12 protein-coding genes, 1 tRNA gene and 1 pseudogene are annotated in these 17,066 nt (G+C 29.6%); all 14 read right to left on the bottom strand.

The annotated features are described in order from the left end of the window. Positions 1-94 precede the first annotated feature (94 nt). Positions 95-2,206, bottom strand: coding sequence for a polyribonucleotide nucleotidyltransferase (gene pnp, locus CRV11_RS02085; protein WP_136131724.1), 2,112 nt, complete (start codon positions 2,204-2,206; stop codon positions 95-97). Between the two features lie 237 nt (positions 2,207-2,443). Next, positions 2,444-2,713, bottom strand: coding sequence for a 30S ribosomal protein S15 (gene rpsO, locus CRV11_RS02090; RefSeq protein WP_136131686.1), 270 nt, complete (start codon positions 2,711-2,713; stop codon positions 2,444-2,446). Between the two features lie 144 nt (positions 2,714-2,857). Continuing rightward, positions 2,858-3,787: a tRNA pseudouridine(55) synthase TruB gene (gene truB / locus CRV11_RS02095; RefSeq protein WP_136131687.1), complete on the bottom strand. Its 930-nt coding sequence runs from the start codon at positions 3,785-3,787 to the stop codon at positions 2,858-2,860. After that, complete coding sequence (gene rbfA / locus CRV11_RS02100) at positions 3,777-4,193, bottom strand: 30S ribosome-binding factor RbfA (protein ID WP_136131688.1); 417 nt, start codon at positions 4,191-4,193, stop codon at positions 3,777-3,779. The genes truB and rbfA overlap by 11 nt, the downstream gene beginning before the upstream one ends. Positions 4,194-4,251: 58 nt before the next feature. Further along, positions 4,252-6,918 carry a translation initiation factor IF-2 gene (infB, locus tag CRV11_RS02105; RefSeq protein ID WP_136131689.1) on the bottom strand — a complete coding sequence of 889 codons (2,667 nt, stop codon included), beginning with the start codon at positions 6,916-6,918 and terminating at the stop codon, positions 4,252-4,254. Positions 6,919-6,935: 17 nt separating this feature from the next. Continuing rightward, positions 6,936-8,423 carry a transcription termination factor NusA gene (gene nusA / locus CRV11_RS02110; RefSeq protein ID WP_136131690.1) on the bottom strand — a complete coding sequence of 496 codons (1,488 nt, stop codon included), beginning with the start codon at positions 8,421-8,423 and terminating at the stop codon, positions 6,936-6,938. 11 nt (positions 8,424-8,434) lie between these two features. Continuing rightward, positions 8,435-8,899 (bottom strand): ribosome maturation factor RimP, encoded by a 465-nt coding sequence (gene rimP, locus CRV11_RS02115; protein WP_136131691.1) that lies wholly within the window; start codon positions 8,897-8,899, stop codon positions 8,435-8,437. Between the two features lie 348 nt (positions 8,900-9,247). Further along, a tRNA-Leu gene (locus CRV11_RS02120) sits at positions 9,248-9,336 on the bottom strand. Positions 9,337-9,401: 65 nt separating this feature from the next. After that, a complete protein-coding gene (gene secG, locus CRV11_RS02125; protein ID WP_136131692.1) occupies positions 9,402-9,698 on the bottom strand; it encodes a preprotein translocase subunit SecG in 297 nt (98 codons plus the stop codon). A gap of 112 nt (positions 9,699-9,810) precedes the next feature. After that, positions 9,811-11,151, bottom strand: a complete 1,341-nt coding sequence (glmM, locus tag CRV11_RS02130; RefSeq protein WP_136131693.1) for a phosphoglucosamine mutase — start codon at positions 11,149-11,151, stop codon at positions 9,811-9,813. After that, positions 11,148-11,981, bottom strand: a complete 834-nt coding sequence (gene folP, locus CRV11_RS02135; protein WP_136131694.1) for a dihydropteroate synthase — start codon at positions 11,979-11,981, stop codon at positions 11,148-11,150. The genes glmM and folP overlap by 4 nt, the downstream gene beginning before the upstream one ends. Positions 11,982-12,061: 80 nt before the next feature. Further along, on the bottom strand, positions 12,062-13,942 hold the full coding sequence (gene ftsH, locus CRV11_RS02140) for an ATP-dependent zinc metalloprotease FtsH (RefSeq protein WP_136131725.1): 1,881 nt from the start codon (positions 13,940-13,942) through the stop codon (positions 12,062-12,064). An 819-nt stretch (positions 13,943-14,761) separates the two neighbouring features. After that, positions 14,762-15,238: a transcription elongation factor GreA gene (gene greA, locus CRV11_RS02145; protein WP_136131695.1), complete on the bottom strand. Its 477-nt coding sequence runs from the start codon at positions 15,236-15,238 to the stop codon at positions 14,762-14,764. A 792-nt stretch (positions 15,239-16,030) separates the two neighbouring features. Further along, a pseudogene (gene cgtA, locus CRV11_RS02150) lies at positions 16,031-17,053 on the bottom strand (Obg family GTPase CgtA); the annotation flags it as partial. Positions 17,054-17,066: the final 13 nt, after the last annotated feature.

A 17,066-nucleotide genomic window follows, 5' to 3' on the forward strand; every position in this document is an offset into this window, starting at 1 on the left:
ATAGGATAACATGATGAATAGTATAAGAATGCTTCCTCCTTTGTTTTTATAATAATATTCAATTGCAACAATTTATATTATGATATATATTTTTTTATATAATTTTCTTGGGTTTTAAATTTTGTTCTCTAACATCTTTTATACTTAATCTAATACGTCCCTGACGATCAATTTCAATTACTTTAACTAATATTTCCTGACCTATCTTTAAATAATCTGAAACTTTGTCAATGCGTTTATCCATTATTTGCGATATATGTACTAAACCTTCTTTTGTTGCGTTGATAGAAATAAAAGCGCCAAAATCAACAATACGAGTAACTTTACCGTTATAAATATTACCAACTTCTATTTCTGTGGTTATTTCTTTAATTCTTTGAATGGCTGCTTCAGCTTTTAAATTATCAGTAGCTGCGATCTTTATAGTACCATCGTCTTTAAGTTCAATATTAGTGCATGTCTCTTCTGTAATACTGCGAATTACTGAGCCACCTTTACCAATTATATCCTTTATTTTTGCTGGACTTACATAAATAGTATATATTCGAGGAGCAAATTCGGATATTTCGTTTCTTGGTGTGCTAATTGCTTGTTCCATAACGCTTAGAATATGCAATCTAGCACCTTTTGCTTGATTTAAAGCAATTTGCATAATTTCACGAGTAATACCTTCTATTTTTATATCCATTTGCAGAGCTGTTATTCCTTCTCTACTACCTGCTACTTTAAAATCCATATCTCCAAGATGATCTTCATCACCTAAAATATCTGATAAAACGACAAATTTTTCATCTTCTTTTACTAAACCCATTGCAATCCCTGCAATAGCTGATTTAATTGGTACTCCCGCATCCATAAGTGCTAAAGATGCCCCACATACAGATGCCATAGAAGAGGAGCCGTTAGACTCAGTAATTTCAGCTACAATACGAATTGTGTAAGGAAAATCTTCTTCCCTAGGCATTACAGCTAATATTCCTCGTTTTGCTAATCTGCCATGGCCAATTTCTCGACGTTTTGGTGAACTAACCACACCTATTTCTCCTACACAATATGGAGGAAAGTTATAATGAAACAAAAAATTATCTGTACGTTCTCCCATTAATTCATCTAAATTCTGCGCATCTCTAGTTGTGCCTAGTGTTGTAGTAACTAAAGCTTGGGTTTCACCTCTAGTAAATAATGCTGAACCATGAGTACGAGGTAGTACACCTGTTCTAATATCTAAACTACGAATCATATCTTTTTCACGGCCATCAATACGCAGCTCTCCATTCATTATACGATTTCTAACAATACTTTTTTCTATCGAATGTAATACGTTATTTATTTGTATATCTGATAAAGATTCGTCTTCGATTTGCATGGTTGTAATAATATTATTTTTTATTAAATTAATTTGTTTATGGCGTTCTTTTTTATCTGTGATATAATAAGCATCGTTTAGCTTATCTTTAGATAATTGTTCAATACGCAATTTTGATATATCATTAATTATTGCTGGTTGCCAATCCCAATTAGATCCACCTGTTTCATTTACTAGTTCTTTTATATTTTCTATAACTACTTGTTGTTGATCATGACCAAAAATTACAGCACTTAACATTTGTTCTTCTGTTAAAATTTTAGCTTCAGATTCAACCATTAATACAGCATTCTCACTGCTAGCAACAATTAAATCTAAACGAGATTCCTTGAGTTCGTTTACAGTAGGGTTTAATACATATTGATTATTAATATAACCTACACGTGCAGCGCCAATAGGACCATGAAATGGAAGCCCGGACAGAGATAAAGCTGCGGAAGCCCCTATCATCGCTACTATATCTGGGTGAATTTGAGGGTTTACAGAAAGCACAGTAGCTATTATTTGAATCTCATCATTAAAACATTCTGGAAACAAAGGTCTAATAGGACGATCGATTAAACGTGCTATTAAAATTTCACTTTCGCTAGGACGACCTTCGCGTCGAAAAAAACCACCAGGAATACGACCTGCAGCATAACTACGTTCCTGATACGTTATATTTAAAGCGAAAAAATCTTGTTCATATTTAATATTCTTTTGTCCTACAACAGTCACAAATACTGCAGTATCATCCATACTTACCATTACAGCTGAAGTAGCTTGTCGTGCTATCATACCAGTTTCTAAAGTAATAGTATGTTGACCGTATTGAAATTTTCGTAATATCGGATTCAACAAAATCACAGTCCTCAATTTTGAGGGCAACGCTATTTTCAGCCTGCCGTTGATTATTGAATTATAATTGTATACTTAAAATTAGCTAATATAACATATTGATTATTACTAATAAATATCATATTAACCAACAATTATAGATTGTTTCATTGTAAATGTTTATTAATTGATTGATATAAAATATCACCTATATAAGTATATTAAATAATTTAAAAGTTATATCGTGGTTAATTATTTAATTTAACGACGTATATTAAGCTTTTCAATTAAATTAGTATATCTTGTGACATCTTTGCGCTTTAAATAATCTAAAAGTTTACGGCGCTTGGACACTATATGTAATAGTCCAATTCTACTATGATGGTCTTTTTTATGTTGAGAAAAATGCATCTGCAGATGACTAATACGCGCACTTAGCAAAGCAACCTGTATTTCGGTAGTGCCCTTATCGTTAGGATTTATTCTATATTTAGAAATTATTTTTTCTTTAAGTCTTATTTCTAGAGACATGATATAATACTCCATTGAATGATTATCAAATGATTATGTTATTTAATAACTGTTTATATTTTTCATTAACTATATTAGTTCTACACTGAATTAAATATTACAATAGATATATCCATCATTAATAAAAATTGCTAACAAAATATTTCAGTCATTATTTAATAAACGATGTAAAACAATATAATTATCATTAGTTACCTTTGCAATACCAATGAATTTATATAATTTACCTTCTGTTATACGTATAAAACCTTTTGGCAGTAATTCATCAAAAAATATTAATTGTCCTTGTTTAAACTTAGTTACTGTAAAAGAAGGTAAGTTGATCATAGGTAAATGAGATAATTGACTATCAATTGGTAACAATAATTGATCAACAAAATTTTTCAGAGAAATACCAGTTTTAATAAAAACAGAAAATAATCTATATAATTGATCTAAAGTTATCATTTTATTATAACAACAATTTGCCACTTGCAATCTCCGTAATGCGATCACATAAGCACTACAACCAAGTTTTTCTCCTAAATCATCAACAAGAGTACGAATATAAGTGCCTTTAGAACAATTTATTTCCAATTCAAGTTCATCGTAATTCCATCTAATTAATCTTAATTCATGTATAGTAATTAAACGTGACTTACGTTCGATGAATATTCCTTTATGAGCGTATTTATATAGTGGACTTCCTTTATATTTTAATGCTGAAAATATGGATGGGACCTGTAATATATTTCCTTTGAAACTTTCTAATGCATCATAAAGATTTTTTTGATTAAAATTAATAGGGCATTCTTTCACGACAACTCCATATGCATCTGAAGTATTAGTTCGTTTACCTAGTTTAGCGACTACTAAATAGCGTTTATTCGCATTTGTTAAATATTGAGCAAATTTAGTTGCTTCTCCAAAACAAATGGGTAGCATACCAGTTGCTAAAGGATCAAGAGTACCTGTATATCCAGCTTTATTAGCAATAAATATACGTTTTACTTCCTGTAATGCATAATTAGAAGAAATACCCTTAGGTTTATCTAACAATAATACACCTGTGATTTTACGATAACTAAGAGACATTAGTTTCCTCGTTATCATCATATATAGTTATGTTGCTATTTTGACTATCTTCTTGTATGTTATTAATAATACTACAAATATGTTTGCCTTTTTTAAAAGAATCATCATAAAAAAAATTTATAGAAGGTATAACACGTAATTTCATATTTTGTTTTAATAAAATTCGAATATATTTACAAGACTCTTTTAATGCTTGCATTCCGTTGTTTATAGTATGTGAATCTTGTGTTTCTTTAAAAAAAGTAACAAATACTTTCGCATAAGATAAATCACGAGAAACTTGTACATCAGAAACAGTAATCATCATTCTCAAACGAGGATCATTTATTTTTCTTTGTAGTATTATTGTTATTTCTTTTTTTATTTCGTGTGAAATACGCAATAATCGCTTGAATTCTCTTATCATTATCTTATCCTACTAATTAGATAGGTAAATATAAAACCAATCTAATTTATGAAATGTATCAATTAACTATACGTTTTACTTCTATGGTTTCATATGCTTCAATAATATCATCAACATGTACATCATTATAATTTTTAATTACTATACCGCATTCCATACCATTACGTACTTCACTTACATCATCCTTAAAACGTCTTAAAGATCCTATTGCTCCTTCATAAATTAACATGTTATTTCGAAAAACCCGAATAGAATCATGACGTTTTATATGACCTTCTGTAACCATGCAACCTGCAATAGAACCAAATTTCATGGATTTAAATACATCACGTATCTTAGCTAAACCAACAATATTTTGTTTATACTCTGGTTTTAACATACCATATATTGCAGCTTTCATTTCATTGAGTAAATCATATATTACAGAATAATAACGCAATTTTAAACTTTCATTATCAATTATATAACGAGCAGATGCATCAGCTCTTACGTTAAATCCTATTATAATAGCATTAGAAGCAGATGCTAATGTAGCATCCGTTTCAGTAATTCCGCCTACACCATGATATATAATATTTACTTTTATTTCTTTGGTCGATAATTTGTTTAAAGAATCGCAAATTGCTTCTACAGAACCCTGAACATCTGCTTTTAATAATATATTTAATTCTGACGTTTCACTTTTTGCTACATTAGAAAATATATTGTCTAATATAGATTTTTGTTGACGAGCTAATTTAATTTCTCGAAATTTTCCTTGACGATAAATAGCTACTTCTCGTGCTTTTTTTTCATCTTTAACAACGGTCATAGCATCTCCTGCTGCTGGTACACCAGACAAACCTAAAATTTCCACAGGAATAGAAGGATTAGCTTTTAATATCTTACAACCCATTTCATTACGCATTGCTCTAATTCGACCGTATTCAAAACCACATAATATAATATCATTTTGATTAAGTTGTCCTTCTGTAACTAATACGGTTGCAACAGGTCCTCTACCTTTATCTAAGAACGATTCTATAACTATTCCTTTTGCCATACCAGAACATATAGCAGTTAGTTCCATTATTTCTGCTTGTAATAAAATTGCATTTAATAAATTATCTATACCAATTCCAGTTTTTGCAGAAACATTAACAAATATATTTTCTCCTCCCCATTCTTCTGGAACAACACCGTATTTAGTTAGTTCTTTTTTAATATGTTCTGGATCAGTTCCTTGTTTGTCAATTTTGTTAATAGCAACTATCACTGGTACTTTAGCTGCTTTTGCATGTTGAATTGCTTCTATGGTTTGTGGCATTACACCATCATCTACAGCAACAATTAGTACTACAATATCAGTTATTTGTGCTCCACGAGCACGCATAGCAGTAAAAGCAGCGTGTCCAGGTGTATCAAGAAATGTTATCATTCCATTATTGGTTTTAACATGGTAAGCTCCTATGTGTTGAGTAATACCACCTGCTTCACTTGGAGCAACTTTAGTAGAACGAATATAATCTAGCAATGAAGTTTTACCATGATCTACATGTCCCATAATAGTCACAATTGGAGCTCGATTGACCTGAATAGCATCATGTATATTTCGATCATTTATTAATGATTCTTCTAATTCATTATCCCGACGTATTATAACTTTATGTCCCATTTCTTCAGCTACTAATTGAGCTGTTTCTTTATCGAGAACTTGATTTATTGTTGCCATAGCACCCATTTTGATCATTGCTTTAATTACTAGCGAACCTTTTATAGCCATTTTATTTGCTAATTCAGAAACCGTAATAGTTTCTCCTATAATTATATTCCGACTCACTGCTTGAACTGGTTTGTTAAATACTTGTTGAATTATATTTTGTTGTTTATTACGGTTTTTATTGCTTTTATTTATCCTCGTAAAACTTTTTAAATCTTCATGATCTTTTTTAGATTCAATACGTTTATTACCTTTTTTTATAGAACGTAATATTTTATTGTTACGTATATATTTATGACTAGACTCAATTTGTTGATAACGTTCATCTTCACCATGACGGATATCATATTCAGATGTATTAGAATCTTTTTCTTCATTGTTATTCCATTGATCTGCTTTTTTTTCAGCTAGTAAACGAGCATTTTCAACTGCAATACGTGCTTGTTTTTCAAGTTTATATCGTGCTGTTTCTTCTGTTTTACGTTTTAATTCAGCAGTGTCAAATTCTATTAAATCTTTTTGGTTTTGCTGATTTTTGATTCTTTCTACAGAAACTTGATTGTTTTTTATTTTATTATTTATTTTTTTGGTTTTTTTATTTTTATTAAACTGTAAATTTTTAATTTTTTCTTTACAATGTAAATTGGTGTTTTTTTGTTTGTTTTCTTTTTCTATCAATAAATTATTTGTTATTTCTGTATTTTTTTCTATATTAATTCTTCCAGATTCTACAATGCCTCTGTTGTAAGTATGTTTTTTGCGAAATTCGATTTTTACTGATTTTTGTTTTCCTCCGACACTTGGTATATTCAAAGTACTACGAATTTTGCGTTGCAAAATGAGTTTATTAGAATAATTTTTATTTCCATGTTTATGATTTAAATAAGATAGTAAAATTTCTTTTTCATGCTGAGTTACTACATCATGTTCAGATTTGGAGATACCTGCATTAGCAAATTGTTGAATTAACCGATCTACTGAAATCTGAATTTCTGAGGCCAGCGACTGTACGGTTACATCTATCATAATATTCCTTCCCGTTATTACGCTTTATTACTAAACCAACATACATTACGTGCAGCCATAATTAATGCACCAGCTTGTGTTTCAGTTAGTTCTTCAATATCAATAAGATCGTCAATACTTTGCTCAGCTAGATTTTCTACTGTTGAAATACCTTTTAATGCTAGTCGAAAAGCTAAGGTACGATTTAAGCCTTTTAGGTTTAGAAGATCTTTATTAGGTTTATGCCTAAATATACTCTCTTCTTTAGCTAATGCTATAGTAGTTAATACATTTTTAGCTTTTTTACGTAAAGTGTTAATAACTTCTTCATTGAAACCACCAATTTCTAATAGTTCATCAACCGGTACATATGCTAATTCTTCTAAAGAATAAATACCTTTTTCAACTAAAAAAGAAGCAAAATCATTATTAATATCAAGATGTTTGATGAAAATATTAATTGCTTCATGAGTTTCAGGTTGATATTTTATCTGTAAATCTTCAATGGTCATTACATTTAATTCCCAACCACTAAGCTGTGAAGCTAATCGAACATTTTGACCGTTACGGCCAATTGCTTGAGCAAGATTGCTAGCTTCAACGGCTATATCCATTGTATGCTTATCTTCATCTACTACAATCGATGTTACATCTGCTGGTGCCATTGCATTAATGACAAACTGTGCTGGGTTGTCATCCCATAATACAATATCAATACGTTCTCCACCTAATTCGTTAGATACAGCTTGAACACGTGCGCCTCTCATACCAACACAAGCACCTATGGGATCAATTCGTTTATCATTAGTTTTGACAGCAATTTTAGATCTAGAACCAGGATCTCTAGTAGCAGCTTTGATTTCAATGATTTCTTCATTAATTTCTGGAACTTCGATTCTAAATAACTCTATAAGCATCTCTATTTTAGAACGAGTTATAAAAAGTTGAGCACCTTTTGCTTCAGGACGTATTGAATATAATACTCCACGAAGTCGATCACCTGGTCTAAAATGTTCACGTGGTAAAATGTCTTCTCTTAAAATTATAGCCTCAGCATTATCACCTAAATCTAGAGAAATACTATCGCGATTAATTTTTTTTACTATACATGTAATCATTTCACCCTTATGTTCACGGAATCTGTCAATTATCATAGCACGTTCAGCTTCACGTACTTTTTGAACAATTACCTGTTTAGCAGTTTGAGTAGTAATCCTGTCAAAGGTTACAGATTCTATTTGATCTTCAATATAATCACCTATATTTAATTCATTATTTTCGAATCGAGCTGCATCTAACGTAATTTCTCGTGTCGGTTGTACGACTTCATCTACTATTTCCCACCTTCGAAAAGTATCAAAATCGCCACTCTTACGATCTATACTGATACGTATATCTATTTCTTGTTCGTATTTTTTTTTAGTTGCAGTAGCTAATGCACGTTCTAGTGCTTCAAAGATTTTTTCACGTGGTAAAGCTTTTTCGTTAGAAACGGCCTCTACAACAGCTAATATCTCTTTGTTCATTTTGGTTTTTCTCAATCCGGATTTTGGAAGCAGGGAACTAAGTTAGCTTTTTTAATAAGATTTAAAGCAAACACTTTATCATATCCCTCAACATTTACCGTAATCATATCTCCATTGACAGATTTAATAATGCCCTCCCATTTGCGACGGTTATAAATAGCCACATATAATAAAAGACATACTTTTTTACCTAAAAATTTAAAATACTGTTCAGCGGTAAATAAAGGACGATCTAATCCTGGTGATGATATTTCAAGATTATAAGGTATATTAATTAAATTTTCTCGTTCCATTATTGCACTTATTTTATAGCTAACATTCGCACAATCGTCTATATTAACACCATTTTTACTATCAATATAAATACGCAAAATAGATATACGATCTTTGATAAAATCAATCCCTATTAATGTATATCCTAGATATTCTATTTGTGTTGATATTAAATCAAGTAATTTTTTTCTTAATTTAGGCAAAGCTCTTCCTTAGAAAACAAAATAAAAGTTTATTTCCAATATCTATATTTGATATGTAATAAACTGATAATAAAAAACCCCGATTCCGGGGTTTTTGTTATCAGTTTATTACATATCAAATGCTCTAGAATAACAAATACCCCCCTAGAAGATCTATTATTGTACCTAATAAATAAGAAGTATTAAAATAAAAATCCAAAATAACAGTATCTACAAGTTATATCATATAATATATATACATTATAACATAATATCAAATATCTCTGTTAGAAGATTACATATATAAAATTTTACTGAATAAAACTTATTAATTTCAAAATGTTATATAATATATATTAATATTAGCAATGGTACCGAGGACGGGACTTGAACCCGCATACCTAAAATAAGGCACTACCACCTCAAAGTAGCGTGTCTGCCAATTTCACCACCTCGGTTTCATAATTAAATTTACTATTAACTACATTTCATAGGAATATTTGATGTCAGTTAGTTTTTTAATTCATTTAGAACTTATTTTTTGATTTTTTGGAGGTATAGAAAGATTTTCCCACTTACTTTTAGTCAACATATTGTTATTAAAATTATTTAATATCAAAATAATCAAAAAAAACAGCACAGCCAGTATAGCAATAATTCGATTCAAAAAACTATCAGAACTAATAGAACTAAAAAGCATACTTGATCTATTTGAATTAAAAGAAGTTTCTATGCCCGCACCTTTATTTTGTTGAAGCATCACTAAAGATATAAACATAATACATACAATAAAAAGAGATATTAAAAGAAATAAGTACATAATTAAACTGATATCCAAAAATTATTTTTTAAGAATCATGTATAGCATATAGCAAGAATTTTAACAAACATACTGTTTTTCTGCAATATTTTTTTAAAAAAGGATAAGTCAATTATATACTACTACTTAATTGAATATGACTCATAAGAAGATTAGCTAACTCATCAATTTGTTTTTTATCTCTACCTTCTACCATAACACGAATAAGAGGTTCAGTACCAGATTTTCTTATTAAAATACGACCATTGCCTGATAATTCTTTTTCAATTTCTTTAAATATTTTTTTTACTGCATGGTTTTCTAGTGGGTTAGTATTAACAGGAAGATTAATATTCATTAATATTTGTGGTAACATATTAATTCCGCCACATAAATCATGCAAACTCATTTGATTACGTATCATTGCAGTAAGTACTTGCAAACTAGCTACAATACCATCGCAAGTTGTAGTTTTATCTAATATAATCACATGACCAGAATTTTCGGCACCTAATCTCCATCCTTTTTCTTTCATTTTTTCGATTACATGACGATCACCAACTTGTGCACGTTCGAATGGAACCCCCAATTTCTTAAGTGCAATTTCTAATCCCATATTACTCATTAAAGTTCCTACTACTCCTCCATGCAAATTTCCTTGGAGTAAACCTTCTCTAGCAATAACATAAAGAATTTGATCACCATCTACTTTGTTTCCTAAATGATCAATCATTGTGATTCGATCACCATCACCATCATAGGATAAACCTAAATCAGCTTTTTCTGAAAGAACACGTTGAAACATATATACATGAGATGTTCCACATTCTTTATTAATATTTACTCCATTTGGATTTACAGCAATTGGAACTACTTCTGCACCAAGTTCACTAAGAACATTAGGCGCGATATGATAAGTAGATCCATTGGCACAGTCAACAACAATTTTGAGTCCATTTAGATTTAAATTACTAGGAAAAGTGCCTTTACAAAATTCGATATAACGTCCTGAAGCATCATCAATACGACTAGCACGTCCTAATTGTGATGATTCAACGCATGTTATCGGTTTTTTCATTTCTAATTCGATAGATTCTTCCACATAACTGGGTAATTTAGTACCTTTAGAAGAAAAAAATTTAATTCCGTTATCGTTATAAAAATTATGAGAAGCTGAAATGACAATTCCAGCTTCTGCTCTAAATGTACGAGTTAAATAAGCAATAGCTGGTGTTGGCATTGGACCAGTAAAAGCTGCAGATAAACCTGCTGCAGATAAACCTGCTTCCAATGCTGATTCTAACATATAACCAGAAATTCGGGTATCTTTGCCTACAATTATTTTTTTGGAAACCTGTCTAGTAAGAACTTTTCCAGCAGCCCAACCTAACTTTAAAAAAAAATCAGGTGTAATTGGCAATTCTCCCACTTTTCCGCGAATTCCGTCTGTGCCGAAATATTTGAGGTTACTCATAAATTACATTCCTTTATGTTTTGTATTATATTTACTATATTAATCGCCTCTAAAGTTTCTTGAACATCATGCACACGAATAATTTGAATATTCTGTAATGCAGCAATAACTGCACAAGTAATGCTTCCTATTAAACGATTTGATGGATTAATTTTTAATAGATCACCTATCATAGATTTGCGCGATATTCCTACTAATAATGGCAACTTAAAATGATGAAATTTATTAAGATTAGCTAATATATGATAATTATGTATAGAATTTTTTCCAAAACCAAAACCAGGATCTAGAATTATATTACTTTTTTTTATGCCTGCTTTTTCATAGCGTAGAATATATTCATAAAAATATTTATTAATTTCGCTAATAGTATTTTTATATGTCCATTGATAACATAATCCTTTTGATTGATGCATTATACAAACAGGTAAATCAGTGAAAACAGCAGCTTCTAATGCTCCATGTTCAGATAATGAACGAACATCATTAATGATGTTCACTCCTGCTTTAAAAGATTCATATATCAATTCAGGTTTAGATGTGTTAACTGAAATCCATACGTCAAAATTTTTTTTAATTAATTCAATTGCCGGAATAACACGTTCTAGTTCTTCTTCAACAGATACATTATTAGCACCAGGACGAGTTGATTCTCCGCCTACATCAATAATATCAGCACCTGAATTTACCATGTTTTCAACATGCATTAAAGCCTTTGATAATTTGTTATACTTGCCCCCATCAGAAAATGAATCAGGTGTAATATTTAAAATCCCCATCACATTAATTTTAGATAAGAACAAATAAGAATTTCTGGAAAACAATTTCACAATATCAAATCCTAATGTTCAATTATATTGAAATCCAAAAAAACTATTACGTGAATATTTAACTAATTTATTAAATAGTGCTAATTAATATTGTCAGTTGAGTGGCTTACAGTACCTGATGAATTTTGAATTTTCATATCATTGGTATTTTCCCAACTAACAGGGGGACGTACTTGCCGACGTGCCATTAAGTCATCTATTTGTGATGCATCAATAGTTTCATACTTCATTAAAGCATCTTTCATGGCGTGAAGTATATCCATATTTTCACATAGTATATATTTGGCTCGCTGATAATTATTATCGATCAGTTGTCTAATCTCCTGATCAATAATACGTGCTGTTTCATCAGATATATTTTTTGCTTTTGCTACTGAACGACCTAAAAATACTTCTCCTTCTTCTTCTGCATATAATAAAGGACCTAACTTTTCAGAAAAACCCCATTGTGTAATCATATTTCTAGCTAAATTAGTAGCAATTTTAATATCATTTGAAGCTCCAGTAGAAACATAATCTACACCATATATTATTTCTTCAGCTAATCGACCTCCGTAAAGAGTAGAAATTTGACTTTCTAATTTCTTTTTACTTATACTAATTTGATCGTCTTTAGGAAGGAAAAAAGTTACACCTAAAGCTCGACCACGAGGAATTATAGTAACCTTGTGTACTGGATCATGTTCTGGTATTAAACGGCCAATAACAGCATGACCTGCTTCATGATAAGCAGTTGATTCTTTCTGAGATTCTGTCATTACTAAGGATTTACGTTCTGCTCCCATCATTATTTTATCTTTTGCTTTTTCGAATTCAAACATTGAAACAACTCTTTTATTTAATCTAGCTGCAAATAAAGCAGCTTCATTAACAAGATTAGCTAAATCAGCTCCAGAAAAACCAGGAGTACCACGGGCTATGATCATAGGATCAACGTCTGATGATATTGGTATACGACGCATATGAACTTTCAAAATTTGCTCCCTTCCGCGAACATCAGGTAATCCAACCACAACTTGTCTGTCAAATCTGCCTGGGCGCAGTAATGCAGGATCTAGAACATCAGGGCGATTTGTTGCTGCAATAACTATTATTCCTTCATTACCTTCAAAACCATCCATTTCAACTAACATTTGATTTAATGTTTGTTCACGTTCATCATGTCCTCCACCCAAACCTGCTCCTCTCTGACGACCTACAGCATCAATTTCATCAATAAATATGATACAAGGTGCTGTTTTTTTAGCTTGTTCAAACATATCTCGAACACGAGAAGCTCCTACTCCTACAAACATTTCAACAAAATCCGAACCTGAAATTGAAAAAAAAGGCACTTTTGCTTCACCAGCAATTGCTTTAGCTAATAAAGTTTTACCAGTTCCAGGAGGCCCAACCATTAATATACCTTTAGGAATTTTACCGCCTAGTTTTTGAAAACGATCAGGTTCACGTAAATATTCAACTAATTCACTGACTTCTTCTTTAGCTTCATCACAACCAGCAACATCAGCAAAAGTAGTTTTTACTTGATCTTCCGTCAACATACGTGCTTTACTTTTACCAAATGACATTGCACCTCTACCTCCTCCTTGTATCTGGCGCATAAAAAAAACCCAAATACCAATCAGTATTATCATTGGAAACCAAGATATTAATATAGAAGCTAACATACTTGGTTCTTCAGGAGGTAAACCAGCTACTTTAACATTTTTAGTTAATAAATTATCAAGTAGTTTAGAATCTTTAATAGGGATATAGGTTATATATTTGTGATTATCTTTCTTGATAACAACAATTTCTCGCCCATTTATTTGCACTTTACGGACTTTATCTTGATTAACTTCAGATAAGAAAGTTGAATAATCAATTTTATTACCAGTTAGCTCGTTGGGTCCAAAACTTTGAAATACAGACATCAACAAGATCGCGATGACTAACCAAAGAACTAGGTTTTTCACCATATCACTCAAAGGATTAACCTCATATGACAACAATGTTAATAGATACAGTAGGTTAAGATTTATCCTGATAATCATTACTTAAGAATTGTAACGAGTATTACCTACTCATGCATAAATTTTAATTATACTTTTTAGATTAACTACAATTAAAATTTAGTAATAAAATTTTTATTACTTGTTTGGTTATCTAAATTTCTAAATTTATTTTATTAAATTTAGTAGCTATAGATAGTATTTATACAGAGCTAATTTTATACAGAGCTAATTACTATAACATATTAAATAATCTATTAAATTAATTTAATATAGAAAAATTTTTGTGAATATTAGAAAATAATTAATCAGTTTATATTTCTATTATTAATAATTATTTATTAGCTACCTTAAATAAAATACACAATATTTTTATTATTACATAAAAGATATAGTTTATTTAGTAGATTATTATATCTATATTTTCTTAAAAATTTAAATCAATTTAAATTTTTATTTGTAATATCTCGTATATTTGCATCAGTAAAATAATTTAAATCGAGATGGCGGTAAAACAGGTGTTTTCAATCCCATATATATAAAAATTATATATTAATCTAATTGTTAAATACTACAATACCAAAATTCATAGTATTTGATATATTTTAATAAAAAATAAATAAAAAACCAATGATCTTAAATTAAAGAAAATCATTATTATGTGTTATTCAAAATAATATTAATTAATTAGATTATATATGATATATTAATTCAAAAAGGCTGCACTATCGCAGCCTTTTCTATAATATTATATGTAAATTTTACTTTTGTTTACAGTGTTAATGTTTAAAGGTATTCAACGTTTAAAATTTTATATTTTACATCACCACCTGGGGTTTTTATCATTGCAATATCATTAGATTCTTTGCTAATTAAACCACGAGCCATAGGTGAATTTATAGATATCAAGTTCTTTTTAAAATCAGCTTCATCATCACCTACAATTCTATAGGTAAATTTCTCATCTGTACTAATATTAAGTACACTTACTGTTGAACCAAAAATTACCCGTCCCGTTTTTGGTAATTGAGTAATATCAATTACTTGAGCATTAGAGAGTTTTATTTGAATCTCTTTAATGCGATTTTCACAAAATCCTTGTTCTTCTCGAGCTGCATGATACTCTGCATTTTCTTTCAAATCTCCGTACTCACGTGCTTCAGCTATAGAAGCAATTATGCGTGGACGTTTTACAGTTTTTAGCTCATTTAGTTCTTGTCTTAATTTCTCAACACCTGTTAAAGTCATTGGAATTTGATTCATTTAATAATTTCCTCGTCTTCTTTATTTATCTTAATTATTTCTCCTGATCAGTGATTATTGAAGTAGTCTCAAGATTATTTTCCTCTTCCTGAAATTTATTTAATCAATACAAAATTGTATTTTAAATTAATGCAAACAATATAAGTTAAAATATAAATGTAACAAACATATTAGCTCGTATATATAATTTTTTTAAAATCATTATTTTTAGTGAAAATTATTTCTAAATAGAAAGTACCCACAAAAAATATTTTTATAAATTTACTTTTATTTTTTATATATAAAATATTGCATAAACAAATAAATATTTTACTAATTTAGTGTTCAATTTTAATAAAAACTTCATACTGTAATATTTACTTAATTAAATTATCAAATATTTTTATAAAAATACTTATTGAAGAAAAATAAAATATATTGTCATATGCTAAATATGATTTACATATGATATCTTTTCTCATATAATATATTATATGACTAAGGTTGTTTTATTAAAAGAAAGAATACTAAAAGTTACAATTATATGAACTTTTAATTCCTTAGTTATCTTAATTACAGCAACATAGTAATAAATTATATTACATAACATAATTTATGCTGTTTATCATTTTTTTATTAATAGTAATCTAATTTAGAATGTTTTATATCGCATGCAAAATGATTGAACACACCATGTGATTAATCATACTCGTTGGATAAAATATATTATATATGAGAAAGGAAATAAAGAATAATACTACGTTAAGTTGTTCAAACAAAATAAGATTATGAATCTGATTTTTTATTTAACTCAAGATCGTTTTTTTCCATGCTTGATTTAATAAATATTACTAAATCGCTACATAATTTTGTAATGCCTTTTTGACTAACACTAGAGATTAGATAGTATCTTGACTGCCAATCGATATCTTTTATTATTTTATTAACATTTAACTGTATTCTTTTTTCATGTAGTAAATCTATCTTATTGAATACTAACCATCTAGGTTTATTAAATAATTGTTCATTATAATTTTTAATTTCACTTACTACGATATTTACATCTCTAATTAAATGAATTACATTACTAGAGTGTGCAATATCTACTAAATGTAACAATAATCTGCAACGTTCTAAATGTTTTAAGAATCGTATTCCTAAACCTACTCCTTGTGCAGCACCTTTTATTAAGCCTGGAATATCAGCTACTGTAAATTTTTTATTGTCTATGTTTACTACTCCTAATGTAGGTATTAAGGTAGTAAAGGGATAACTTGCTACTTTTGGTTTTGCACCAGAGATACTGCGAACAAACATAGATTTTCCAGCATTTGGTAAACCAAGCACTCCTACGTCGGCTATCAACATTAATTTAAGATATAAAGTGCGTCTTTCGCCTTTAGTACCTAAAGTTTTTTGATATGGACTACGATTAATTGAAGATTTAAAACGAGTATTACCTAGACCATGCCAACCACCGTTACCTACTTTTAATTTTTGATTATGATGTGTCATATCTTGTAATATTTTTTTAGTATCGTCATCAATAATACGAGTACCTAGTGGAACCTTAATAAAGGTATCTGCACCACGCTTTCCACGACAATTATTACTACCCCCATTTTTACCATTTTGAGCATTAAAAGTTTTTTTGAAATAAAAATCAACCAAGGTATTCAAGTTTTCATCGGCTATTATATAAACATCACCACCATCACCACCATCACCTCCATCTGGTCCTCCTTTTGGTATATATTTTTCACGCCGAAAACTTATACAACCATTTCCACCATTACCAGCAATTATAACAATGGTAGCTTCATCAATAAATCTCATTATCCATTTTACC

The organism is Candidatus Pantoea edessiphila, from assembly GCF_002933335.1.
GTDB lineage: Bacteria > Pseudomonadota > Gammaproteobacteria > Enterobacterales > Enterobacteriaceae > Pantoea_C.

Coding starts and splice junctions, on each gene's coding strand:
- rpsO (WP_136131686.1), bottom strand. CDS start 2,713: ATGTCTCTAGAAATAAGACTTAAAGAAAAAATAATTTCTAAATATAGA.
- greA (WP_136131695.1), bottom strand. CDS start 15,238: ATGAATCAAATTCCAATGACTTTAACAGGTGTTGAGAAATTAAGACAA.
- nusA (WP_136131690.1), bottom strand. CDS start 8,423: ATGAACAAAGAGATATTAGCTGTTGTAGAGGCCGTTTCTAACGAAAAA.
- rbfA (WP_136131688.1), bottom strand. CDS start 4,193: ATGATAAGAGAATTCAAGCGATTATTGCGTATTTCACACGAAATAAAA.
- ftsH (WP_136131725.1), bottom strand. CDS start 13,942: ATGGTGAAAAACCTAGTTCTTTGGTTAGTCATCGCGATCTTGTTGATG.
- glmM (WP_136131693.1), bottom strand. CDS start 11,151: ATGAGTAACCTCAAATATTTCGGCACAGACGGAATTCGCGGAAAAGTG.
- infB (WP_136131689.1), bottom strand. CDS start 6,918: ATGATAGATGTAACCGTACAGTCGCTGGCCTCAGAAATTCAGATTTCA.
- truB (WP_136131687.1), bottom strand. CDS start 3,787: ATGTCTCTTAGTTATCGTAAAATCACAGGTGTATTATTGTTAGATAAA.
- secG (WP_136131692.1), bottom strand. CDS start 9,698: ATGTACTTATTTCTTTTAATATCTCTTTTTATTGTATGTATTATGTTT.